Origin of the sequence: Rhodococcus artemisiae, from assembly GCF_036327795.1 — a bacterium.
Lineage (GTDB): Bacteria > Actinomycetota > Actinomycetes > Mycobacteriales > Mycobacteriaceae > Rhodococcus > Rhodococcus artemisiae.
The window spans coordinates 41,910-59,336 of the sequence record NZ_JAUTXY010000009.1 but is presented as its reverse complement, the minus strand read 5'-3'; the positions used below and the strand labels follow the sequence as shown (position 1 = coordinate 59,336).

At 66.6% G+C, this 17,427-nt stretch carries 18 protein-coding genes; 8 read left to right on the top strand and 10 right to left on the bottom strand.

The window, feature by feature from the left end; all coding sequences use genetic code 11:
- Positions 1 to 31 precede the first annotated feature (31 nt).
- A complete protein-coding gene (gene trhA, locus Q7514_RS18955; protein WP_330134822.1) occupies positions 32 to 697 on the bottom strand; it encodes a PAQR family membrane homeostasis protein TrhA in 666 nt (221 codons plus the stop codon).
- Between the two features lie 156 nt (positions 698 to 853).
- On the opposite strand from trhA, the gene Q7514_RS18950 reads away from it, so the two are divergent.
- Positions 854 to 1,621, top strand: coding sequence for an isoprenyl transferase (locus Q7514_RS18950; RefSeq protein WP_330134821.1), 768 nt, complete (start codon positions 854 to 856; stop codon positions 1,619 to 1,621).
- Between the two features lie 33 nt (positions 1,622 to 1,654).
- Here the strand turns inward: Q7514_RS18950 and coaA are convergent, their stop codons facing one another.
- On the bottom strand, positions 1,655 to 2,587 hold the full coding sequence (gene coaA, locus Q7514_RS18945; protein WP_330134820.1) for a type I pantothenate kinase: 933 nt from the start codon (positions 2,585 to 2,587) through the stop codon (positions 1,655 to 1,657).
- Positions 2,588 to 2,762: 175 nt separating this feature from the next.
- Here coaA and Q7514_RS18940 point away from each other — a divergent pair, with 175 nt between their 5' ends.
- From Q7514_RS18940 to Q7514_RS18925, 4 genes are all read left to right on the top strand, one after another.
- Positions 2,763 to 3,965, top strand: coding sequence for a DUF885 domain-containing protein (locus Q7514_RS18940; RefSeq protein ID WP_330134819.1), 1,203 nt, complete (start codon positions 2,763 to 2,765; stop codon positions 3,963 to 3,965).
- Positions 3,966 to 4,059: 94 nt separating this feature from the next.
- Positions 4,060 to 5,355 carry a serine hydroxymethyltransferase gene (glyA, locus tag Q7514_RS18935; protein WP_330134818.1) on the top strand — a complete coding sequence of 432 codons (1,296 nt, stop codon included), beginning with the start codon at positions 4,060 to 4,062 and terminating at the stop codon, positions 5,353 to 5,355.
- Between the two features lie 226 nt (positions 5,356 to 5,581).
- Positions 5,582 to 6,265 (top strand): isochorismatase family protein, encoded by a 684-nt coding sequence (locus tag Q7514_RS18930; RefSeq protein ID WP_330134817.1) that lies wholly within the window; start codon positions 5,582 to 5,584, stop codon positions 6,263 to 6,265.
- Between the two features lie 251 nt (positions 6,266 to 6,516).
- Positions 6,517 to 7,836, top strand: a complete 1,320-nt coding sequence (locus Q7514_RS18925; RefSeq protein WP_408016134.1) for a PhoH family protein — start codon at positions 6,517 to 6,519, stop codon at positions 7,834 to 7,836.
- 70 nt (positions 7,837 to 7,906) lie between these two features.
- Here the strand turns inward: Q7514_RS18925 and Q7514_RS18920 are convergent, their stop codons facing one another.
- Together Q7514_RS18920 and Q7514_RS18915 are read right to left on the bottom strand one after the other, a co-directional pair.
- A complete protein-coding gene (locus tag Q7514_RS18920) occupies positions 7,907 to 8,317 on the bottom strand; it encodes a carboxymuconolactone decarboxylase family protein (protein ID WP_330134816.1) in 411 nt (136 codons plus the stop codon).
- A gap of 52 nt (positions 8,318 to 8,369) precedes the next feature.
- Positions 8,370 to 8,816: a limonene-1,2-epoxide hydrolase family protein gene (locus Q7514_RS18915; protein ID WP_330134815.1), complete on the bottom strand. Its 447-nt coding sequence runs from the start codon at positions 8,814 to 8,816 to the stop codon at positions 8,370 to 8,372.
- Between the two features lie 234 nt (positions 8,817 to 9,050).
- Between Q7514_RS18915 and Q7514_RS18910 the strand changes: the two genes are divergently transcribed.
- A complete protein-coding gene (locus Q7514_RS18910; RefSeq protein ID WP_330134814.1) occupies positions 9,051 to 9,668 on the top strand; it encodes an LGFP repeat-containing protein in 618 nt (205 codons plus the stop codon).
- Between the two features lie 52 nt (positions 9,669 to 9,720).
- Here the strand turns inward: Q7514_RS18910 and Q7514_RS18905 are convergent, their stop codons facing one another.
- Both Q7514_RS18905 and glpX read right to left on the bottom strand, forming a co-directional pair.
- On the bottom strand, positions 9,721 to 11,139 hold the full coding sequence (locus Q7514_RS18905) for a class II fumarate hydratase (protein ID WP_330134813.1): 1,419 nt from the start codon (positions 11,137 to 11,139) through the stop codon (positions 9,721 to 9,723).
- An 84-nt stretch (positions 11,140 to 11,223) separates the two neighbouring features.
- A complete protein-coding gene (gene glpX, locus Q7514_RS18900) occupies positions 11,224 to 12,261 on the bottom strand; it encodes a class II fructose-bisphosphatase (RefSeq protein ID WP_054713429.1) in 1,038 nt (345 codons plus the stop codon).
- A gap of 189 nt (positions 12,262 to 12,450) precedes the next feature.
- Between glpX and Q7514_RS18895 the strand changes: the two genes are divergently transcribed.
- Complete coding sequence (locus tag Q7514_RS18895; RefSeq protein WP_330134812.1) at positions 12,451 to 13,020, top strand: DUF4245 domain-containing protein; 570 nt, start codon at positions 12,451 to 12,453, stop codon at positions 13,018 to 13,020.
- Positions 13,021 to 13,036: 16 nt separating this feature from the next.
- Here the strand turns inward: Q7514_RS18895 and Q7514_RS18890 are convergent, their stop codons facing one another.
- Genes Q7514_RS18890 through Q7514_RS18880 form a run of 3 tightly spaced genes read right to left on the bottom strand, consistent with a single transcriptional unit; the run spans position 13,037 to position 15,383 of the window.
- Positions 13,037 to 13,279: an exodeoxyribonuclease VII small subunit gene (locus tag Q7514_RS18890; RefSeq protein WP_330134811.1), complete on the bottom strand. Its 243-nt coding sequence runs from the start codon at positions 13,277 to 13,279 to the stop codon at positions 13,037 to 13,039.
- 11 nt (positions 13,280 to 13,290) lie between these two features.
- Positions 13,291 to 14,538 carry an exodeoxyribonuclease VII large subunit gene (gene xseA / locus Q7514_RS18885; protein ID WP_330134810.1) on the bottom strand — a complete coding sequence of 416 codons (1,248 nt, stop codon included), beginning with the start codon at positions 14,536 to 14,538 and terminating at the stop codon, positions 13,291 to 13,293.
- Positions 14,535 to 15,383: a lipid droplet-associated protein gene (locus Q7514_RS18880; protein ID WP_330134809.1), complete on the bottom strand. Its 849-nt coding sequence runs from the start codon at positions 15,381 to 15,383 to the stop codon at positions 14,535 to 14,537. Before Q7514_RS18880 ends, xseA begins: the two co-directional genes overlap by 4 nt.
- A gap of 78 nt (positions 15,384 to 15,461) precedes the next feature.
- Between Q7514_RS18880 and Q7514_RS18875 the strand changes: the two genes are divergently transcribed.
- Positions 15,462 to 16,460, top strand: coding sequence for a 4-hydroxy-3-methylbut-2-enyl diphosphate reductase (locus tag Q7514_RS18875; protein ID WP_330134808.1), 999 nt, complete (start codon positions 15,462 to 15,464; stop codon positions 16,458 to 16,460).
- Positions 16,461 to 16,478: 18 nt separating this feature from the next.
- Here the strand turns inward: Q7514_RS18875 and Q7514_RS18870 are convergent, their stop codons facing one another.
- On the bottom strand, positions 16,479 to 17,414 hold the full coding sequence (locus Q7514_RS18870; RefSeq protein WP_330134807.1) for a DUF6542 domain-containing protein: 936 nt from the start codon (positions 17,412 to 17,414) through the stop codon (positions 16,479 to 16,481).
- Positions 17,415 to 17,427: the final 13 nt, after the last annotated feature.

The window sequence follows — 17,427 nt, the reverse complement described above, 5'->3', positions numbered from 1 at the left end:
GGGCGAGGTGTGATGAGTCCTATCCCACGATTCAGGCGAACACGACAAGCCAGACCGCAATTGCATGGCACAACGCTGCGATGACGGTGGCAGCGTGGAAGAACTCGTGGTGTCCGAACGTCGACGGCCACGGATTCGGCCATTTCGTCGCGTAGAGGATCGCTCCGGCGCTGTAGAACAACCCGCCCACGAGGAGCAGGACCATCGGGGCGACGCCCGCTTCGGACACGAGGTCGCCGGCCACGGGAACGATCGCCCAACCGAGCAGAAGGTAGAGGGGTACGCCCACCCATCGCGGAGCGGTCGGCCACAGCATCTTCAACGCGACACCGCCCGCTGCTCCCGTCCACACGATCGCCAGGAGGGTGCGTCCGGTCTCGGGCGGCAGTGCGAGCGTCGCGAACGGCGTGTAGCTGCCCGCGATGAACACGAAGATCATCGAATGATCGGCGCGTTTCATCCATATCCGGTGTCGGGGATCGGACCAATGTACGCGGTGGTAGAGGGCGCTGACGCCGAAGACACCGCACACCGTGATGCTGTAGATCGCGGTCGGCCACGTTGCAGCGGGATTCATCACCGCGGCGACGCCCACCAGGACGATTCCCGCGACCACCGCTGCCCCGAATGCCCAGAGGTGGATCCACCCGCGCATGCGGGGTTTGACGGGCAGTTCGTCGATTCCGAAGACCGTCATTCCTGCGGATCCTTCCCGACCGGTCAGTAACCTACGGATGCGTAGGTTTGTTGGAGTCACGCTACCGGGAGGTGTGCGGAGCGCGCGAGTGTTGTTGCCCACCGACGCAACCGCGGCAACTCGTGGGCGTAATGTGACTCACGTGGTGATGACGCGGTGAGGCTCAGTGGCGTGCTGTACGGGCTCTACGAGCGGCGGTTGCTTCGGGAGCTCGAAGGCGCTCGACATCCGCGACACGTCGCGGTGATGTGCGACGGAAACCGCCGATGGGCGCGAGAGAACGGGTTCACAGACGTCGCTCACGGACATCGCATGGGTGCCCGCAAGATCGCCGAATTGCTGAGCTGGTGCGACGCCGCGGGCATCGAGACCGCGACGATCTATCTGCTCTCCACCGAGAATCTCCGTCGCGACCCAGAGGAACTCGATGCGCTCCTCGAGATCATCGCCGATGTCGTCGAAGAGATTTCGGCGCCGGATCAGAACTGGAGTGTGAAGATCGTCGGCACTCCCGAACTGCTGCCGGACGATCACGCAACCCGGTTGCGTGAGGCCGCAGCCGGGACCGCGGGTCGTACCGGCACGCACGTCAACGTCGCTGTCGGATACGGCGGTCGGCAGGAGATCGTCGACGCGGTGCAGGCGCTGCTGCGGAAGAAGCAGGCCGACGGACTGTCGGGTGATGATCTCATCGACGCGGTCACCGTCGACGGCGTCGACTCCCATCTCTACACCTCGGGGCAGCCCGATCCGGATCTCGTGATCCGCACCTCCGGTGAACAGCGCCTCTCGGGTTTCCTGCTGTGGCAGAGTGCGTACTCGGAGATCTGGTTCACCGAGGCGTACTGGCCCGAGTTCCGGCGTGTCGACTTCCTACGCGCCCTCCGCGACTTCGCGGCCAGGCACCGCCGATTCGGGGTCTGACCGGAGCGGTCGGATCCTGCACGACCGGGTCGGTCAGATCTTACGGAGCCGAAGTCTGTTGATGGAATGGTTGGCGTCTTTACGCAGCACGAGTGTCGCGCGCGGCCTGGTCGGCAGGATGTTCTCCACCAGGTTCGGCAGGTTGATCGAGTGCCACAGTTCTTTCGCGGCGCTCACCGCATCGCGATCGGACAGTCCCGCGTAGTGATGGAAATGTGCGTCGGGGTTCGAGAACGACGTCTTCCGCAGGGCGAGAAACCTGTCGACATACCACTTCTCGATGTCCTCGATGCGGGCGTCGACGTAGATCGAGAAGTCGAACAGGTCGGACACCATCAGGCGGGGGCCGGTCTGCAGGACGTTGAGGCCCTCGATGATGAGGATGTCCGGCTGCCGTACCACGTGGTACTGGCCGGGGATGACGTCGTACGAGATGTGTGAATAGAGCGGGGCTGCAACCTCTTCGGAGCCCGACTTCACCTCGGTGACGAAACGCAGCAGTTTGCGCCGGTCGTAGCTTTCCGGGAATCCCTTCCGGTGCATGATGTTCCGGCGGATCAGTTCCTTCGACGGATACAGGAATCCATCGGTGGTCACGAGATCGACGCGGGGATGGTGCTCCCATCGCGCCAGCAGCGCTTGAAGCACGCGCGCGGTGGTGGATTTGCCTACGGCGACCGAACCCGCGACACCGATCACGAACGGCACTTGGCGGTCGGGGTGTTTCTCCCCGAGGAAGGTCGCTGTCGCTGCGAACAGGCGTTGCCGTGCTGCGACCTGAAGGTGGATCAGACGAGCGAGAGGCAGGTACACCTCGGCGACTTCGGCGAGGTCGATCTGCTCACCGAGCCCGCGTAGCCCCACGAGTTCGTCCTCGGTGAGGACGAGCGGTGTGGACTTGCGCAGGGTCCGCCACTGCTTGCGGTCGAACTCGACGTACGGGCTGGGTTCGCTCAGACGCGCCATCGGCACGTCCCTCCGACGACGCCCATTCCGTCGATCCGGCCCCTGCGTGGGTCGTGGCGCTGCGTGTCCATGCAGGGGATTGTGCTCGCTGACACAGGATGATGCGTCGCCGGGGTCCCCGCATGCAGCAGAACCGCGCGTCGTCCCGCCGGGCGAGCGACTAGGGTTGCCGGGTATGGAATCGGACGCATTCGTACGGGAATACCTGCTGCTGGGGCTGGCTTTCGACCGCCTCGAAGAAGGATTCGTCGACGCCTACACCGGCGATCCGGAGTTGCGTCGTCGAACGGAGAACGCTCCCGCACCGGTTCCTCGTGATTTATCCCACACGGCGAAGCGGCTCCGCGATGAACTTCCGGCTGCGGGACTCTCGGACGAACGGACCCGATTTCTCGATGCCCACCTGCGGGCACTGGACTGTTCCGCCCGTAAGTTCGCAGGCGACGACATCGGATTCGTCGACGAGGTCGAGGCCTATTTCGATGTGCACATCGAGCCCGGAAACGAGGACGACTACCGCGACGCACATCGTCGCCTCGACGCGCTCCTGCCGCCGGGAGGGGGTAGTGGAATGTCGCTCGCCGAGCGGCTCCAGGCTCATCGCAAGACCGAGGTGATCCCAGCCGACCGGCTCGCCGAATGCGTCGAGGCGTTCTCGAGCGCGCTCCGCGACAAGGTCCGCGCGGTGTACCCGCTGCCGGAAAGCGAGCGCGTCGAATACGAGGTGGTCGGCGACAAGCCGTGGTCCGGGTTCAACTATTACCTGGGCGACTACCGGTCGCGGGTCGCGATCAACTCCGACCTCGAGCAGCAGATGTCGAATCTGCCGCGGCTGATCGCGCACGAGGCCTATCCCGGGCATCACACCGAACACTGCCGGAAGGAGGCGGGCCTCGTCGCCGCTGGGCAGGGTGAGCAGACGTTGTTCCTCGTCAACACCCCGCAGTGCCTCATGGCCGAGGGGCTGGCGGACCTCGCGCTCGAGGCGATCGTCGGACCGGGGTGGGGACTCTGGGCGCAGGAGATCTACGCGGATCTCGGTCTGCGCTTCGACGGGGAACTGGCCGAGCAGTTGGGGGCGGCGTCCGCCGGGCTGCTGTCGGTGCGGCAGGACGCCGCGCTGCTCCTGCACGACCGCGGGCGCAGCCACGACGACGTCGCCGAGTTCTTGCAGCGCTGGTCGCTGTCGAGCCCGGAACGCGCGCGGCAATCGTTGCGCTTCCTGTCGTCGCCGCTGTGGCGCGCCTACATCAGCACCTACGTCGAGGGCTACCGGCTGCTCGGTGGGTGGCTTGCTCAGGCCCCGGTCGGTGTCGAGCGGTCCGAACGCTTCCTCCGCCTGCTCGACGAGCCGCTCGTGCCGAGTTCGCTGCGGTGACCCCGGTCACCTGCGGGGACCGGGTTCCTCGAATGGAGGTGCGGTTCGTAGACTGGAGGCCGTATCCTGCCGCCCTCAGCTTGGAGAATCCTCGATGACAACTGTGCCCGGCACTGACGTCAACACCGCCTCACTCGCCGATCTCGACCCGGAGGTCGCGCAGGCGATGGCCGGCGAGTTGTCTCGTCAGCGCGACACCCTCGAGATGATCGCGTCGGAGAATTTCGTGCCGCGCGCGGTCCTGCAGGCTCAGGGCAGTGTGCTGACCAACAAGTACGCCGAGGGTTACCCCGGTCGCCGCTACTACGGCGGCTGCGAGCATGTCGACGTCGTCGAGGATCTCGCCCGCAACCGTGCGAAGGAACTGTTCGGCGCCGAGTTCGCCAACGTTCAGCCGCACTCGGGCGCGCAGGCCAACGCAGCAGTGCTGATGGCGCTCATGACGCCGGGGGAGAAGCTTCTCGGCCTCGACCTCGCGCACGGTGGTCACCTCACACACGGCATGAAGCTCAACTTCTCCGGCAAGTTGTACGACGTCGCGTCCTACGGTGTCAGCAAGGACGATCACCGCATCGACATGGACGAGGTCCGCGACATCGCGCTTCGTGAGAAGCCGAAGGTCATCGTCGCGGGCTGGTCGGCGTACCCGCGGCAGCAGGATTTCGCGGCCTTCCGGTCGATCGCCGACGAGGTCGGTGCCTACCTGTGGGTCGACATGGCGCACTTCGCGGGTCTGGTCGCTGCGGGTCTGCATCCGTCGCCTGTTCCGTACGCCGACGTCGTGTCCACCACGGTGCACAAGACTCTCGGTGGTCCCCGGTCCGGTCTGATTCTCGCCAAGAAGGAGTGGGCCAAGAAGCTCAACTCCGCGGTGTTCCCCGGCCAGCAGGGCGGCCCGCTGATGCATGCGATCGCGGCGAAGGCCGTCGCGCTGAAGATCGCGGCGGGCGAGGAGTTCAAGGACCGCCAGCAGCGCACGCTGTCGGGCGCCCGCATCCTGGCCGAGCGACTGTCGCAGGCCGATGTGGCGGGCAAGGGTATTTCGGTCCTGACCGGCGGCACCGATGTCCACCTGGTTCTCGTCGACCTGCGCAACTCGCAGCTCGACGGACAGCAGGGTGAGGACGCGCTGCACGAGGTCGGCATCACGGTCAACCGCAATGCGGTGCCGTTCGACCCGCGCCCGCCGATGACCACCTCGGGCCTGCGCATCGGTACACCGGCGCTCGCGACCCGCGGCTTCGGCGACGAGCAGTTCACCGAGGTCGCCGACATCATCGCGCAGACCCTCGTCGGTGGCGCCGATCTCGACGCGCTGCGTGCCCGCGTGAGCAAGCTGGCGCAGGACATCCCGCTGTACGAGGGCTTGGAGGACTGGCCCCTGATCTGAGGCGCGTGGACCGGATTCCCGGTCTCGACCAGCTCTTCCTGTGAGCCCGGCCCGTACCGACATCGGTGCGGACCGGGCTCGTGTCCTTTGTCGTTCGGTCACGGGCGTGTCTGGCACCCGTCCCGAGGAAGGAATTAGGGTAGCCTATGCTCCCGTTGCGGCTGTGTCGACGGCTGCACATGTTCGAGACCACCTATGTGCCCCGAGACCAGAAGGACGACGCCGCATGGCCATTCCCGCCATCTCCCCGTATTCGATGCCCACCCGCGACGAACTGCCGGACGCCAGAGTGGAGTGGGACCTCGATGCCTCGCGTTCGGTCCTGCTGATCCACGACATGCAGAAGTACTTCATCGACGCCTACCAGTCGGACGTCGAGCCGCTGTCCGTCGTGGTCCCCAACATCGTTCGCATCCGTGAGGCATGCAAGGCCGCGGGAGTGCCCGTCGTCTACACGATGCAACCGGGCGACCAGCACCCGTCCCGCCGCGGCATCCTCGCCGACTTCTGGGGCACGGGCCTGACCACGGGCCGCGACACCGAGGTGATCGACGAACTGACCCCTGACCTTTCCGACATCCAGGTCACCAAGTGGCGCTACTCGGCATTCCAGCGCACCGACTTCCGGCAGCTGCTCGCACACTACGGTCGTGATCAGCTGATCGTCACCGGTGTGTATGCGCACATGGGCTGCATGCTCAGTGCGGCCGACGCGTTCATGAGCGACGTCGCACCCTTCATGGTCGTCGACGGCACCGCTGATTTCTCCCGCGACGAGCACGTCATGGCACTCGACTACGTCGCCAAGCGCGTCGGCCGAGTCGAGACGACCGGCGCGGTGATCGAGGCGCTCGAAGCGACGGCCCACCGCAATGTGCCGCACAACGAGCAGCTTGCCGTGACCCGGTGAGCCGACACGACGACTGCGGTTAACTCAAACTTCACCGACACGCCTCACCGCTAACGAGCGCACGGAGCGCGTCGGGGTTAGCGTCGGTGGTGTAGGCGGCGCAGTGCCGACTACACGGGAGGTCCCTGATCGTGCGGCAGAAACAGTCCGAGCGAGGGGCCGGCACCCGGCCCTCGTGTCCGTGAGGACCGCCAGGGAACGACCGGCCACCGAACAATCTGCGCGGTGTCGCGCAGGTCGAGGAGCCTCACGTGAATGCAACACGCTCCGTCCCAGTCGTACGCACCTACGTGCTGGATACTTCCGTATTGCTCTCCGACCCGTGGGCGGTCACGAGATTCGCCGAACACGAGGTCGTGCTGCCCTTGGTGGTGATCGGCGAGCTCGAAGGCAAGCGTCACCACCACGAACTCGGGTGGTTCGCGCGGGAGTCACTGCGGTTGCTCGACGACCTGCGGCAGCGCCATGGTCGGCTCGACCGCCCCATTCCCGTCGGCGACGCGGGCGGAATGCTGCACGTGGAGCTCAACCACACCGACCAGATGGTCCTGCCCTCCGGCTTCCGCACCGATTCGAACGACTCGCGGATCCTCGCGTGCGCGATGAATCTCGCCGCGGAGGGACGCGACGTCGTCCTCGTGAGCAAGGACACGCCGCTGCGGGTCAAGGCCGGTGCAGTGGGCCTGACGGCCGATGAATACCACGCTCAGGACGTGATCACGTCCGGCTGGAGCGGCATGACCGAACTCGAGGTCGACAAGACGCAGATCGACGAGTTGTTCGCCGAGGGCGTCCTCGACCTCGAGACGGCCCGGGACCTTCCGTGCCACACCGGTATCCGGCTGCTCGGGGGATCGTCGAGCGCGCTCGGTCGCGTCACCGCCGACAAGCAGGTGCAGCTGGTCCGCGGAGACCGTGAGGCATTCGGTCTGCACGGTCGCTCTGCCGAGCAGCGGGTCGCGCTGGATCTGTTGCTCGACGAATCCGTCGGCATCGTGTCGCTGGGTGGCAAAGCGGGAACCGGCAAGTCGGCACTTGCTCTGACAGCGGGCCTGGAGGCGGTGCTCGAGAAGCGGTCCCACCGCAAGGTCGTGGTGTTCCGACCCCTCTACGCCGTCGGCGGTCAGGAACTGGGCTACCTCCCGGGGACCGAAGCCGAGAAGATGAACCCGTGGGGCCAGGCCGTGTTCGACACCCTCGAAGGGCTCGCGAGCCCGCAGGTGATGGAGGAGGTCATTGCCAGAGGAATGTTGGAGGTGCTGCCGCTCACCCACATCCGTGGTCGGTCGCTGCACGACTCGTTCGTGATCGTCGACGAGGCGCAGTCTCTCGAACGCAATGTGCTGCTGACGGTGCTGTCGCGGCTCGGCACCGGGTCCCGGGTGGTGCTCACCCACGATGTCGCGCAGCGCGACAACCTGCGTGTCGGACGATACGACGGCGTGGCAGCGGTTATCGAGAAGCTGAAGGGACACCCGCTGTTCGCGCACATCACACTGACCCGGAGCGAGCGTTCGCCGATCGCCGCGCTCGTCACCGAGATGCTCGAGGAGTTCGCGCCGGGCGCGTAACACATTGACCGAATGTCGCCTTCGGCACGCTGAGATAGCCGAAGGTGACATTCGGTCATGTGCCCGTGGGCTATTCGGAGTTGGGGAGCGGTCCGAGCTCGGTCTCGAGTACTTCCTGAACGACACGCATCGCGGCGAGTGCCGCCGGGGCACCGCAGTATGCGCCGCAATGGATCACGGATTCGACGATCTCGGTGCGGGTCACGCCGTTCCGCAAGGCGCCGCGCACGTGGCCGCGTAGCTCGTTCTCTGCGCGCAGTGCGATGAGCATGCCGAGGTTGAGCAGGCTGCGGCTCCGGCGATCGAGTCCGGGGCGCGACCACACTGCACCCCAGGCATGTTCGGTGACGAACTCTTGAAGTTCTTCCGAGTCGGTGCCCCGTGCGCGATCGAAGGCTCGCTCGACGAAGTCGTCTCCCATCACTTCGCGCCGGATCTCGAGTCCCGCTGCGAATCCCGGACTGTGCTCGGCGTCGGACATGTCGCTGCTCCCTGTTCGATGGCCACCGAACCGTTCGGTCGCCGCAGAGAGTTTACGACCGACGGAATGCGGCGCGGACGAGACCGAGCGCGGCCGCGCCGAGGAAGCCCAGGACGTCGAAGTGGTCGCGCCAGGCCAGGATGTGTCCGTCGCGCAGTTCGAACGTGCCGCATACCGGGAACACAACCTCGATACGGCCGAAACGGAGCACGTCGGTGCGTTCGGTGAGAACGACGTCGGCGCTTTCGGCGGCGATATGGTGTACGACGACGTCGAACCCGATCGACGGCTTCTCGAGGCCCGCGAGGATCGTGCTGATCCGGCGGGCGCCACGCAGGGTGGGGAGCGACGTGTTGTGCCACGACATGTCGGGGTCCATGAGTGGCCTCGTGTCTCGAGGCCGTCCCTCGGCCAGTGCTTCGAGGAACTCTCTGACCGTGGTGATGGCAGTGTCGGGCGTGGTCGGTGTTGTCTCGATGCCGGTCATCGGATCCCCCATGTGTCGACTCCGGGCATGGTACGACCTCGCTCGTGTCGTGTCGACACGAACGTCCCCACTCGGAACCGAATCGAGGCCTGCGTGTGCCGCATGAAAGGTGCACTTCACAGAAAGTGGACTCATACGGGCCGAACGGCAGCGCACACCGCTCACCCGCGGTTACGTTCGGGACGTCCGCTTGTCCTCTCCCGTGCGCGACGACCGGCGCGGGCGGCCCGACAGGAGTAGATATCCATGAATCGAATCAACCGGCGAATGGCAGCCACCGTTGCTGCGCTTGCTGCGGTCGGCCTGGTCGCTTCGGCATGCGGCGACGACAACTCCGCCGAGGACGTGGTGGGTAGTGCCACCAGTGCCGTGGAGTCCGTGGCCGAGAGCGTCGTGTCCGAGGCCCAGGGCGCAGACGAGACCACAGGCGCTGACGAGACCACCGGGACCGACGAGACCACAGGCGCCGAAGGGGCGGAAGGCACCGAACCTGCGGAGGATCAGGCCAGTGCAGTTCCCGGGGCAGACGGCGAACCGGTCGAACTGAGCGGGGAGATCCTCGCCAAATACAACGAGGTCGGCGGTGAATCGAGCCCGCTCGGTCTGGCCACCGGAGACCAGGAGGACGTCGGCGACGGCAACATCGCAGAGTTCGAGGGCGGCATCATCGCGTGGAGTCCCGACACCGACGCTCACGTCGTGTGGGGTGAGATCCGGGTTGCGTGGGAGGCCGAAGGTGGAGCCGGCGGCGAGCTCGGCTTCCCGATCAGCGACGAACACCCGATCGAGAACGGGCTGCAGAGCGACTTCGCCGATGGCAACATCACCTATATCGACGGCCAGACCGAAGTGACGGTGGGATGACCCGAATCCCGGCCCCGGACTTCGGGGCCGGGATGGTCCGTCCCGACGTCTGTCACTGCTCGGGTTCGACCTTCGCCATCGCGAGCACGTCGAGGCGGCGGTCGAGCTCGTCCTCGCTGAGGTTCTCGCCGATGAGCCCGCGGTCGATCACCGTCTGCCGGATCGTCTTCCGTTCCCTCAAGGCTTCCTTGGCCACCGCGGCGGCCTCCTCGTAGCCGATCGCGGAGTTCAACGGGGTCACGATCGACGGTGACGACTCCGCGAGCGTACGCAGATGCTCGACGTTGGCGGTCAGGCCCACGATGCATCGGTCGGCGAACAGCCGAGAGACGTTGGCAAGCAGACGAATCGACTCCAGGACATTCCGCGCCATCATCGGGATGTAGACGTTGAGTTCGAACGCGCCCGCAGCGCCTCCCCACGCGACCGCGGCGTCGTTACCGACGACCTGCGCCGCGACCTGCGTCACCGCTTCGGGCAGCACCGGGTTGACCTTGCCCGGCATGATGGAACTTCCCGGCTGCAGATCGGGCAGCTGGATCTCGGCGAGACCGGTCAGCGGGCCCGACCCCATCCAGCGGATATCGTTGGCAATCTTGGTCAGCGACACCGCGATCGTGCGTAGAGCGCCGGACACCTCCACGAGACCGTCCCGCGCGGCCTGCGCTTCGAACCGATTCTGTGCCGGTCTCAGCGCATCGACACCGGTGGACTTGACGAGTTCGACGACGACCCGCGGTCCGAAATCGTCAGGTGCGTTGAGTCCGGTGCCGACGGCGGTCCCGCCGATGGGAAGTTCGCCGAGACGGGGCAATGTGGCCTGCACCCGTTCGATGCCGGCCTCGATCTGGCGTGCGTATCCTCCGAATTCCTGACCGAGAGTGACGGGCACGGCGTCCATCAGGTGGGTGCGACCGGATTTGACGACGGTCCGCCACTCGGTGGCCTTGCCCCCGAGCGCACCCTGCAGGTGCTCGAGTGATGGAACGAGATCGGCCACGGCCGCTTCGGTCGCGGCGACATGCGTTGCGGTGGGGAACGTATCGTTCGACGACTGCGACATGTTGACGTCGTCGTTCGGGTGCACAGTGACGCCCGCCTGGGCGGCGATCGACGCGATGACTTCGTTCGTGTTCATGTTCGAGCTTGTCCCCGAACCGGTTTGGAACACGTCGATCGGGAACTGGTCGTCGTGCTTACCGTCGGCGATCTCGCGGGCGGCGGCGATGATGGCCTCTGCCTTCTCGGCGTCGAGGAGACCGAGATCCTTGTTGACCTGCGCGCATGCGCCTTTGAGAAGTCCGAGAGCGCGGATCTGCGCGCGGTCGAGGCCGCGGCCGGAAATCGGGAAATTCTCGACAGCGCGCTGTGTCTGTGCGCGCCAGAGGGCATCGACCGGGACCCGGACCTCGCCCATGGTGTCGTGCTCGATGCGGTATTGAGGGGAAGACTGCTCGGAAGTGTCGGTCATACCCCTCACGGTAGGCCCGCCGAGCGCAGTTGTGGGGTGCAAGAACTCGAACAGGTTCTTGCACCCCACAAGGGCCTGGTCAGATCACGGCAGCGGAGGCGCAGCGCCGTCGACACCCTGGAAGTCGATCGACGAGAACTCGCCGAGCTTCTTGAGCCGGTGGTAGGCCTCGACCATGCGGACGGTGCCGGACTTGCTGCGCATCACGATCGACTGAGTTTCTGCGCCGCCCGGCGTGTACCGCACACCACGCAACAGTTCGCCGTCGGTCACGCCGGTCGCACAGAAGAAGATGTTCTCGCCCGTCACGAGGTCGGTTGTGGTGAGCACACGGTCGAGCTCGTGGCCGGCGTCCAGTGCCTTCTGGCGTTCGGCGTCGTCCTTCGGGGCCAGCCGGCCCTGCAGCGCACCACCCATGCAGCGCATTGCTGCTGCGGCGATGATGCCCTCGGGGGTACCACCGATACCGAGCAGCATGTCGACACCCGAGCCGGGCCGTGCCGCGGCGATGGCACCGGCGACGTCGCCGTCGGAGATCAACCGAATGCGGGCACCTGCCTCGCGCACCTCGTCGATGATTCCTGTGTGCCGCTCGCGATCGAGGATCGTTACGGTCAGATCCGGGATCGCGATGCTCTTGGCCTTCGCGACACGGCGGATGTTCTCCGCGACCGGGGCGGTGATGTCGATGACGTCGGCGGCCTCGGGGCCGACCGCGATCTTCTCCATGTAGAACACGGCCGACGGATCGAACATCGCGCCGCGCTCGGCCACCGCGAGCACTGCGATCGCGCCGGGCGCACCCTTCGACATGAGGGTGGTGCCGTCGATCGGGTCCACAGCAACATCGCACAGCGGGCCGTCGCCATTGCCGACTTCCTCACCGTTGTAGAGCATGGGCGCTTCGTCCTTCTCGCCCTCACCGATCACGACGACGCCCTGCATGGACACCGAGCTCACCATGTGACGCATGGCGTCGACGGCGGCTCCGTCGCCGCCCTCCTTGTCGCCGCGTCCGACCCAGCGGCCTGCCGCCATCGCTGCGGCCTCGGTGACGCGCACCAGTTCGAGCGCGAGGTTGCGGTCGGGAGCTTCGCGGCGCTGTGGGGTGCTGGCCGTCATGGGCTACTGCCTCCTGATGAAAGTCGGTCGACGCTCGAGTGGCGCCGGCACATATGTGGCCGCCGAGATCGGGGCCGCACGATCGGATGGGTGTATCGCGTGGTCATTGTCTCATCACCCGGGCCGCGATGACGTGTCGGACCCAGGGCAGGCGCACCGCTCATCAGGGTGGGCTGTCAGACTGGATGCGTGGCTTCCAAGAAACCTCGCATCCTGAACGACACCCGCGATATGGCCTGGTCGCTGATTCCGCTGGTTGTCGCAATGCTGGTCATTGCCGGAGTCGCGAGCCAATGCTCCTTCAGCCCCGGTGGGCCGACGGCCGGTCCGGCACCGACCTTCGACCTCGATGCGGGCCTGAAGTACGACGCGAAGGAACTGGGCTTCCCCATCCGGCACCCCGAGGTGCCGGAGGGCTGGCAGTCCAACTCGGGGAGCCGCAGCATCATCTCCGGCAACGAAGGCGGCGATTCGAGCACCGTCGGATTCGTCACTGCCGGCGGTCGCTACGTGCGCTTGACCCAGTCCGACGCCGGCGAGGACGAACTCGTCCGGTTCGTGGCGGGCGAATCGCGTCGCGTCACCGGTGCGCAGCAGATCGGCGCCCGGGACTGGACGGTCTACGGGGGCGACGGCGTCGAGGCGCTGTGGGTGTCGGACTTCGGTGACGTCCGCATCCTCATCGGCGGCTCGGGCACCGAAGAGGAGTTCACCGAGCTCGCCACCACGGTCGGGGTCGCCGAGCCGTTGACGACCTGACCTGCGCGCACGCGGCCTAGTCGTCTTCGTCGTACTCGTCGTCGGTGTCGTCTGCGTGCGCGAGCGCGTTCTCGACACGCTGTCGTGCACCTGCGAGGTGCTCCTCGCACCGCTTGGCCAGTGCTTCACCGCGCTCCCACAGAGCAAGTGAATCGTCCAGGTCCAGACCGCCCTGCTCGAGCATCTTGACGACGTTCACCAGCTCGTCGCGCGCGCGTTCGTAGCCGAGTTCGGCAACGTCGGAATTCGTGTCGCTCACAGCGTGATCCTCTAATTCTCTCGTCCCATGACGACGGCCCGCACCGCGCCGTCACCCACTCGCACCCGCAGCTGGGTGCCCGGCGGGGCATCGTCGACCGATCGCACTACCTCGGGATCGCCGTCGGCCACGATCCGCTGCACCACGGCGTAGCCGCGAGCGAGGGTTGCCGCGGGTCCGAGTGTGGACAGGCGTGCTCGCAGATGGTCGACGGTCGTTGCCTCCGACGCAACCGTCCGCGAAATGTCACGGCGCGCGGCCACCCGGAGTCGTTCGATCTCGTCGGCACGCCGGTCGAGTGCGGCGATCGGATCGGCCAGCACCGGCCGGTCGCGCAGCTGGGCGATCACGTGCTCTTCCCGTCGCACCCAGTTCCGCAGCGCACCGGCTGCCCGGGACCGGAGGTCGTCGACGAGATCCTGCTCGGCGACGGCGTCCGGCACCACGCGCTTCGCGGCGTCGGTGGGGGTCGCTGCCCTCAGGTCTGCGACGTAATCGGACAGGGGGCTGTCGGGTTCGTGACCGATCGCACTGACCACGGGCGTCGTGCACGCGACGATCGCGCGGCACAGGGCCTCGTCGGAGAACGGCAGGAGATCCTCGGGGCTGCCACCCCCGCGCGCGAGGATGATGACATCGACGTCGGGGTCCTTGTCGAGCGCGGCGAGTGCGTCGAGGATCTGCGGTACCGCGGTCGGGCCCTGAACCGGGGTGTTGCGCACATCGAACTGCACGGCAGGCCACCGACGCTCCGCGACGGACAACACGTCGCGTTCGGCGGCACTGGCCCGGCCCGTGATCAGCCCGATGCGCTGGGGCAGGAACGGCAGCGGACGCTTGAGCCGCTGATCGAACAGGCCTTCCGCGGCGAGGAGTTTGCGCAGGCGTTCGAGGCGGGCGAGCAGTTCACCGATGCCGACGGGCCGGATCTCGGTGATCCGCAACGCCAGGCTGCCGCGACCCGGCCAAAACGTGATCTTGCCGAACACGACGACGCTGGCGCCCTCGGCGAGCGGTACCTCCGACGCGCGCAGCAGTTGCGGGTCGCAGGTGAGTTGCAGCGACATGTCGACAGAGGGGTCGCGCAGGGTCAAGAATGCGGTCCGTGTCCCGGGGCGGGCGTTGATCTGGGTGAGCTGCCCTTCCACCCATACGGTCCCGAGCTTGTCGATCCACCCGGAGATCTTCTGCGATACGGTGCGCACCGGCCACGGGTTCTCCGCCGAGTTGGTGCGACCGCCGGTCTGAGCTGTGCTCACTTGCGTTCGGCGCTGGAGATCCGGTTGGACAGCATCGTGACGAACGGAGCGCGCCCGGCGTTCGCGTTCTCGTAGGCGAGGAGCGCGGTGAGATCTTCGACCGACAACGTGCGGAGCCGGGCGCGCAGCTGCGCGAGCGTCAGCGTGTCGTAGTCGAGGTACTCGGCGATCTCGGCCGGCTGCGTCGGCTTGGATCCCGAGGCGGGCTTGGATGCCGAGGCGGGCTTGGATGCAGAGGCAGGGGCCGCCTTCGTAGCAGATTTCTCGGCCGACTTCTTCGCCGGTGAGGCTTTCGTCACAGCCGACTTGGCGGGGGAGCGTGTGGCGGGCGCCTTCTTCGCAGGAGCCTTCTTGGCGGCGGTCTTCTTCGCAGGAGCTTTCTTCACCGCGTCCGCGGCAGGTGCCTTCGGCTCTGCGCTGACAGACGACTCCGTCGACGCGGTGACTGACGACTCCGTCGACACGGGGGCAGTGGCAGGCGTGCCCTTTCCGGCCACCTCATCCGGCGGCACGGAATACAACGCGAAGCGACCGGCTGCCGATGCGGGTGCCGGGGGATCAACCAGCTTCTCGGGTGCATCGCTGCTGGTGAGCGGCTCTTCGTCCTCGTCGAACACTGCCCACTCGGGTTCCTCGGCCGGCGCCGCTCCGAACACTTCGAACAGTTGATCGCCCTTGATCGCCAGACCGGTCATCACCTGCTGCATCCGCATCGCCGTCTGCAGGATCTGGCTCACCGTGGTCATCGGAAGAGCAACGGCAGTACTCGGAAGTCGGAGGGTCTCTTCGTATGCGGTGACGGCCACGCCGGCGGCCACCCGTGCCATGAACGGTGGACGGATCATTCTCTCACCCTGCCTCACGATCGGTGTCATTGGTAGCCGAGCGGGTCGGAGTGACCGCTCGGCCCGTACTCTGGAGACATGTCTGCGCCTGTCCCGCTCGAAGTAGGAATCACACGGTCACCCGGTACATCGACGCCGGGGAAGCGCGTCCTTCTCGCCGAGCCGAGAGGATACTGCGCCGGGGTGGACCGTGCAGTGGAGACCGTCGAGAAGACTCTCGAGAAGCACGGTGCTCCGATCTACGTCCGTAAAGAAATCGTGCACAATCGCCACGTCGTGGAGACCCTTGCAGAGCAGGGTGTCGTGTTCGTCGACGAGACCGACGAGGTCCCGGAGGGATCCGTCCTCGTGTTCTCGGCGCACGGGGTCTCGCCGGCGGTGCATGAGGCCGCGGCCACTCGAAACCTCCACACGATCGACGCAACCTGTCCGCTGGTGACGAAGGTGCATCAGGAAGCGAAGCGATTCGCCCGCGACGACTACGACATCCTGCTCATCGGCCACGAAGGGCACGAGGAGGTCGAAGGCACTGCAGGAGAGGCACCCGACCACGTGCAGCTCGTCGACGGCCCCGACGCGGTCGACGCGGTGACGGTGCGCGACGAATCGAAGGTGATCTGGCTGTCGCAGACCACGCTGAGTGTGGACGAGACGATGACCACCGTGCAGCGGCTGCGTGAGAAGTTCCCACAGCTGCAGGATCCACCGAGCGACGACATCTGCTACGCCACCCAGAACCGTCAGGTCGCGGTCAAGGCGATGGCACCCGAATGCGACCTCGTGATCGTGGTCGGATCTCGGAACTCCTCGAACTCGGTCCGGCTCGTCGAGGTCGCGCTCGGTGCGGGCGCGAAGGCCTCGTACCTGGTGGACTACGCCCGCGAAGTCGACCCGGCCTGGCTCGACGGAGTCGAGACCATCGGCATCACCTCGGGTGCCTCCGTACCGGAGATCCTCGTCCGTGGCGTGATCGACCTGCTCGACGAGCACGGATTCCACACCGTGCAGTCGGTGACCACCGCGAACGAGACCCTCGTGTTCGCATTGCCACGGGAGCTGCGGGACGCCCGCCGCTGAGGGAGACGTCACTTCGTCTCAGTCTTCGACGCGATCGCGGTAGCGCACGGCCGGCGGCCGGTACCCCGGGGTCTGCCTCGGCGCACCGGCCATAGGCGTGGGCTGGGGTGTGCGGAACGCAGCTTCCTCGGGTCGGGGGCGCCTCCGCTGGGGAGCGTCCCGCCTCGGATCGATGTCGCCGCGGTGCGGCGGTGGTGTTGCGCGCGCCGCCGGCTCACTCGCCGGGGGAGTCGTGCTCCGACGACGGGGAGGTGCCGCACGGCCGCGTGAATCGGTGACGTCGCGGACGGAAGCCTTCGCTGTCGGTGGGGCCTTCGCCATCGGTTGCTCACCCTCTGCGCGCGCCGCGGGGTTGCGTACCGCGGACGTGCGCGGCGACGAGGCCTTGCGGGGAGCGTCGGTCCGTGTCGGTGCATCGGATGGAGGTCGCTTCACAGTACTTCGGCGCGCGGTCCGGGCAGCGGTAGCGCGCGCCGGTGAGGCCCTGCGGGACTGCGGGGCGCGCGCACGGACACCCACGTTCTGCTTTGCGAAGAAGATCCGTGCAGCACCGATCGCCAGCACCACCACTGTGGCAAGAAACATGGCAGGGAACCGGTTGACCAGTGGGTATGCGACATTCAGCGCCAATTCCCTGAGGCCGCTCGTGCTGCCGGACGCAAGGATTTCCTGACCGATCGGTACCGCCGCCAGCAGCAACAACGGCGGCTGGGCCATCGCGGTGAACAACCCGCGATAGCGGACCGCGGCAACCGCCGCGATGCATCCGAGGACGTAGAAGACAGTGAATGTGGACGTCAGCTGGTCGCCGCTGATCGCATCGATCAGCAGCCCGACGAGCGTCACGCCGACGGCGATGAGCGGTGCACCCCACCAAGGGACACCAGGAAGCGACGGGACCAACGACCGCATGTCGAGCGGCACTGCCGAGCGAGCGCGTTGGGATGCAGACACAAGGTAAACAGTA

What these genes read in the sequence shown, in the direction of transcription:
- Q7514_RS18875 (WP_330134808.1), top strand. Translation starts at nt 15,462, where the DNA reads ATGTCTGCGCCTGTCCCGCTCGAAGTAGGAATCACACGGTCACCCGGT.
- Q7514_RS18880 (WP_330134809.1), bottom strand. Translation starts at nt 15,383, where the DNA reads ATGATCCGTCCACCGTTCATGGCACGGGTGGCCGCCGGCGTGGCCGTC.
- Q7514_RS18915 (WP_330134815.1), bottom strand. Translation starts at nt 8,816, where the DNA reads ATGGGGGATCCGATGACCGGCATCGAGACAACACCGACCACGCCCGAC.
- Q7514_RS18930 (WP_330134817.1), top strand. Translation starts at nt 5,582, where the DNA reads ATGGCCATTCCCGCCATCTCCCCGTATTCGATGCCCACCCGCGACGAA.
- coaA (WP_330134820.1), bottom strand. Translation starts at nt 2,587, where the DNA reads ATGGCGCGTCTGAGCGAACCCAGCCCGTACGTCGAGTTCGACCGCAAG.
- Q7514_RS18905 (WP_330134813.1), bottom strand. Translation starts at nt 11,139, where the DNA reads ATGACCGACACTTCCGAGCAGTCTTCCCCTCAATACCGCATCGAGCAC.
- Q7514_RS18920 (WP_330134816.1), bottom strand. Translation starts at nt 8,317, where the DNA reads ATGTCCGACGCCGAGCACAGTCCGGGATTCGCAGCGGGACTCGAGATC.
- Q7514_RS18940 (WP_330134819.1), top strand. Translation starts at nt 2,763, where the DNA reads ATGGAATCGGACGCATTCGTACGGGAATACCTGCTGCTGGGGCTGGCT.
- Q7514_RS18910 (WP_330134814.1), top strand. Translation starts at nt 9,051, where the DNA reads ATGAATCGAATCAACCGGCGAATGGCAGCCACCGTTGCTGCGCTTGCT.
- glpX (WP_054713429.1), bottom strand. Translation starts at nt 12,261, where the DNA reads ATGACGGCCAGCACCCCACAGCGCCGCGAAGCTCCCGACCGCAACCTC.
- glyA (WP_330134818.1), top strand. Translation starts at nt 4,060, where the DNA reads ATGACAACTGTGCCCGGCACTGACGTCAACACCGCCTCACTCGCCGAT.
- trhA (WP_330134822.1), bottom strand. Translation starts at nt 697, where the DNA reads ATGACGGTCTTCGGAATCGACGAACTGCCCGTCAAACCCCGCATGCGC.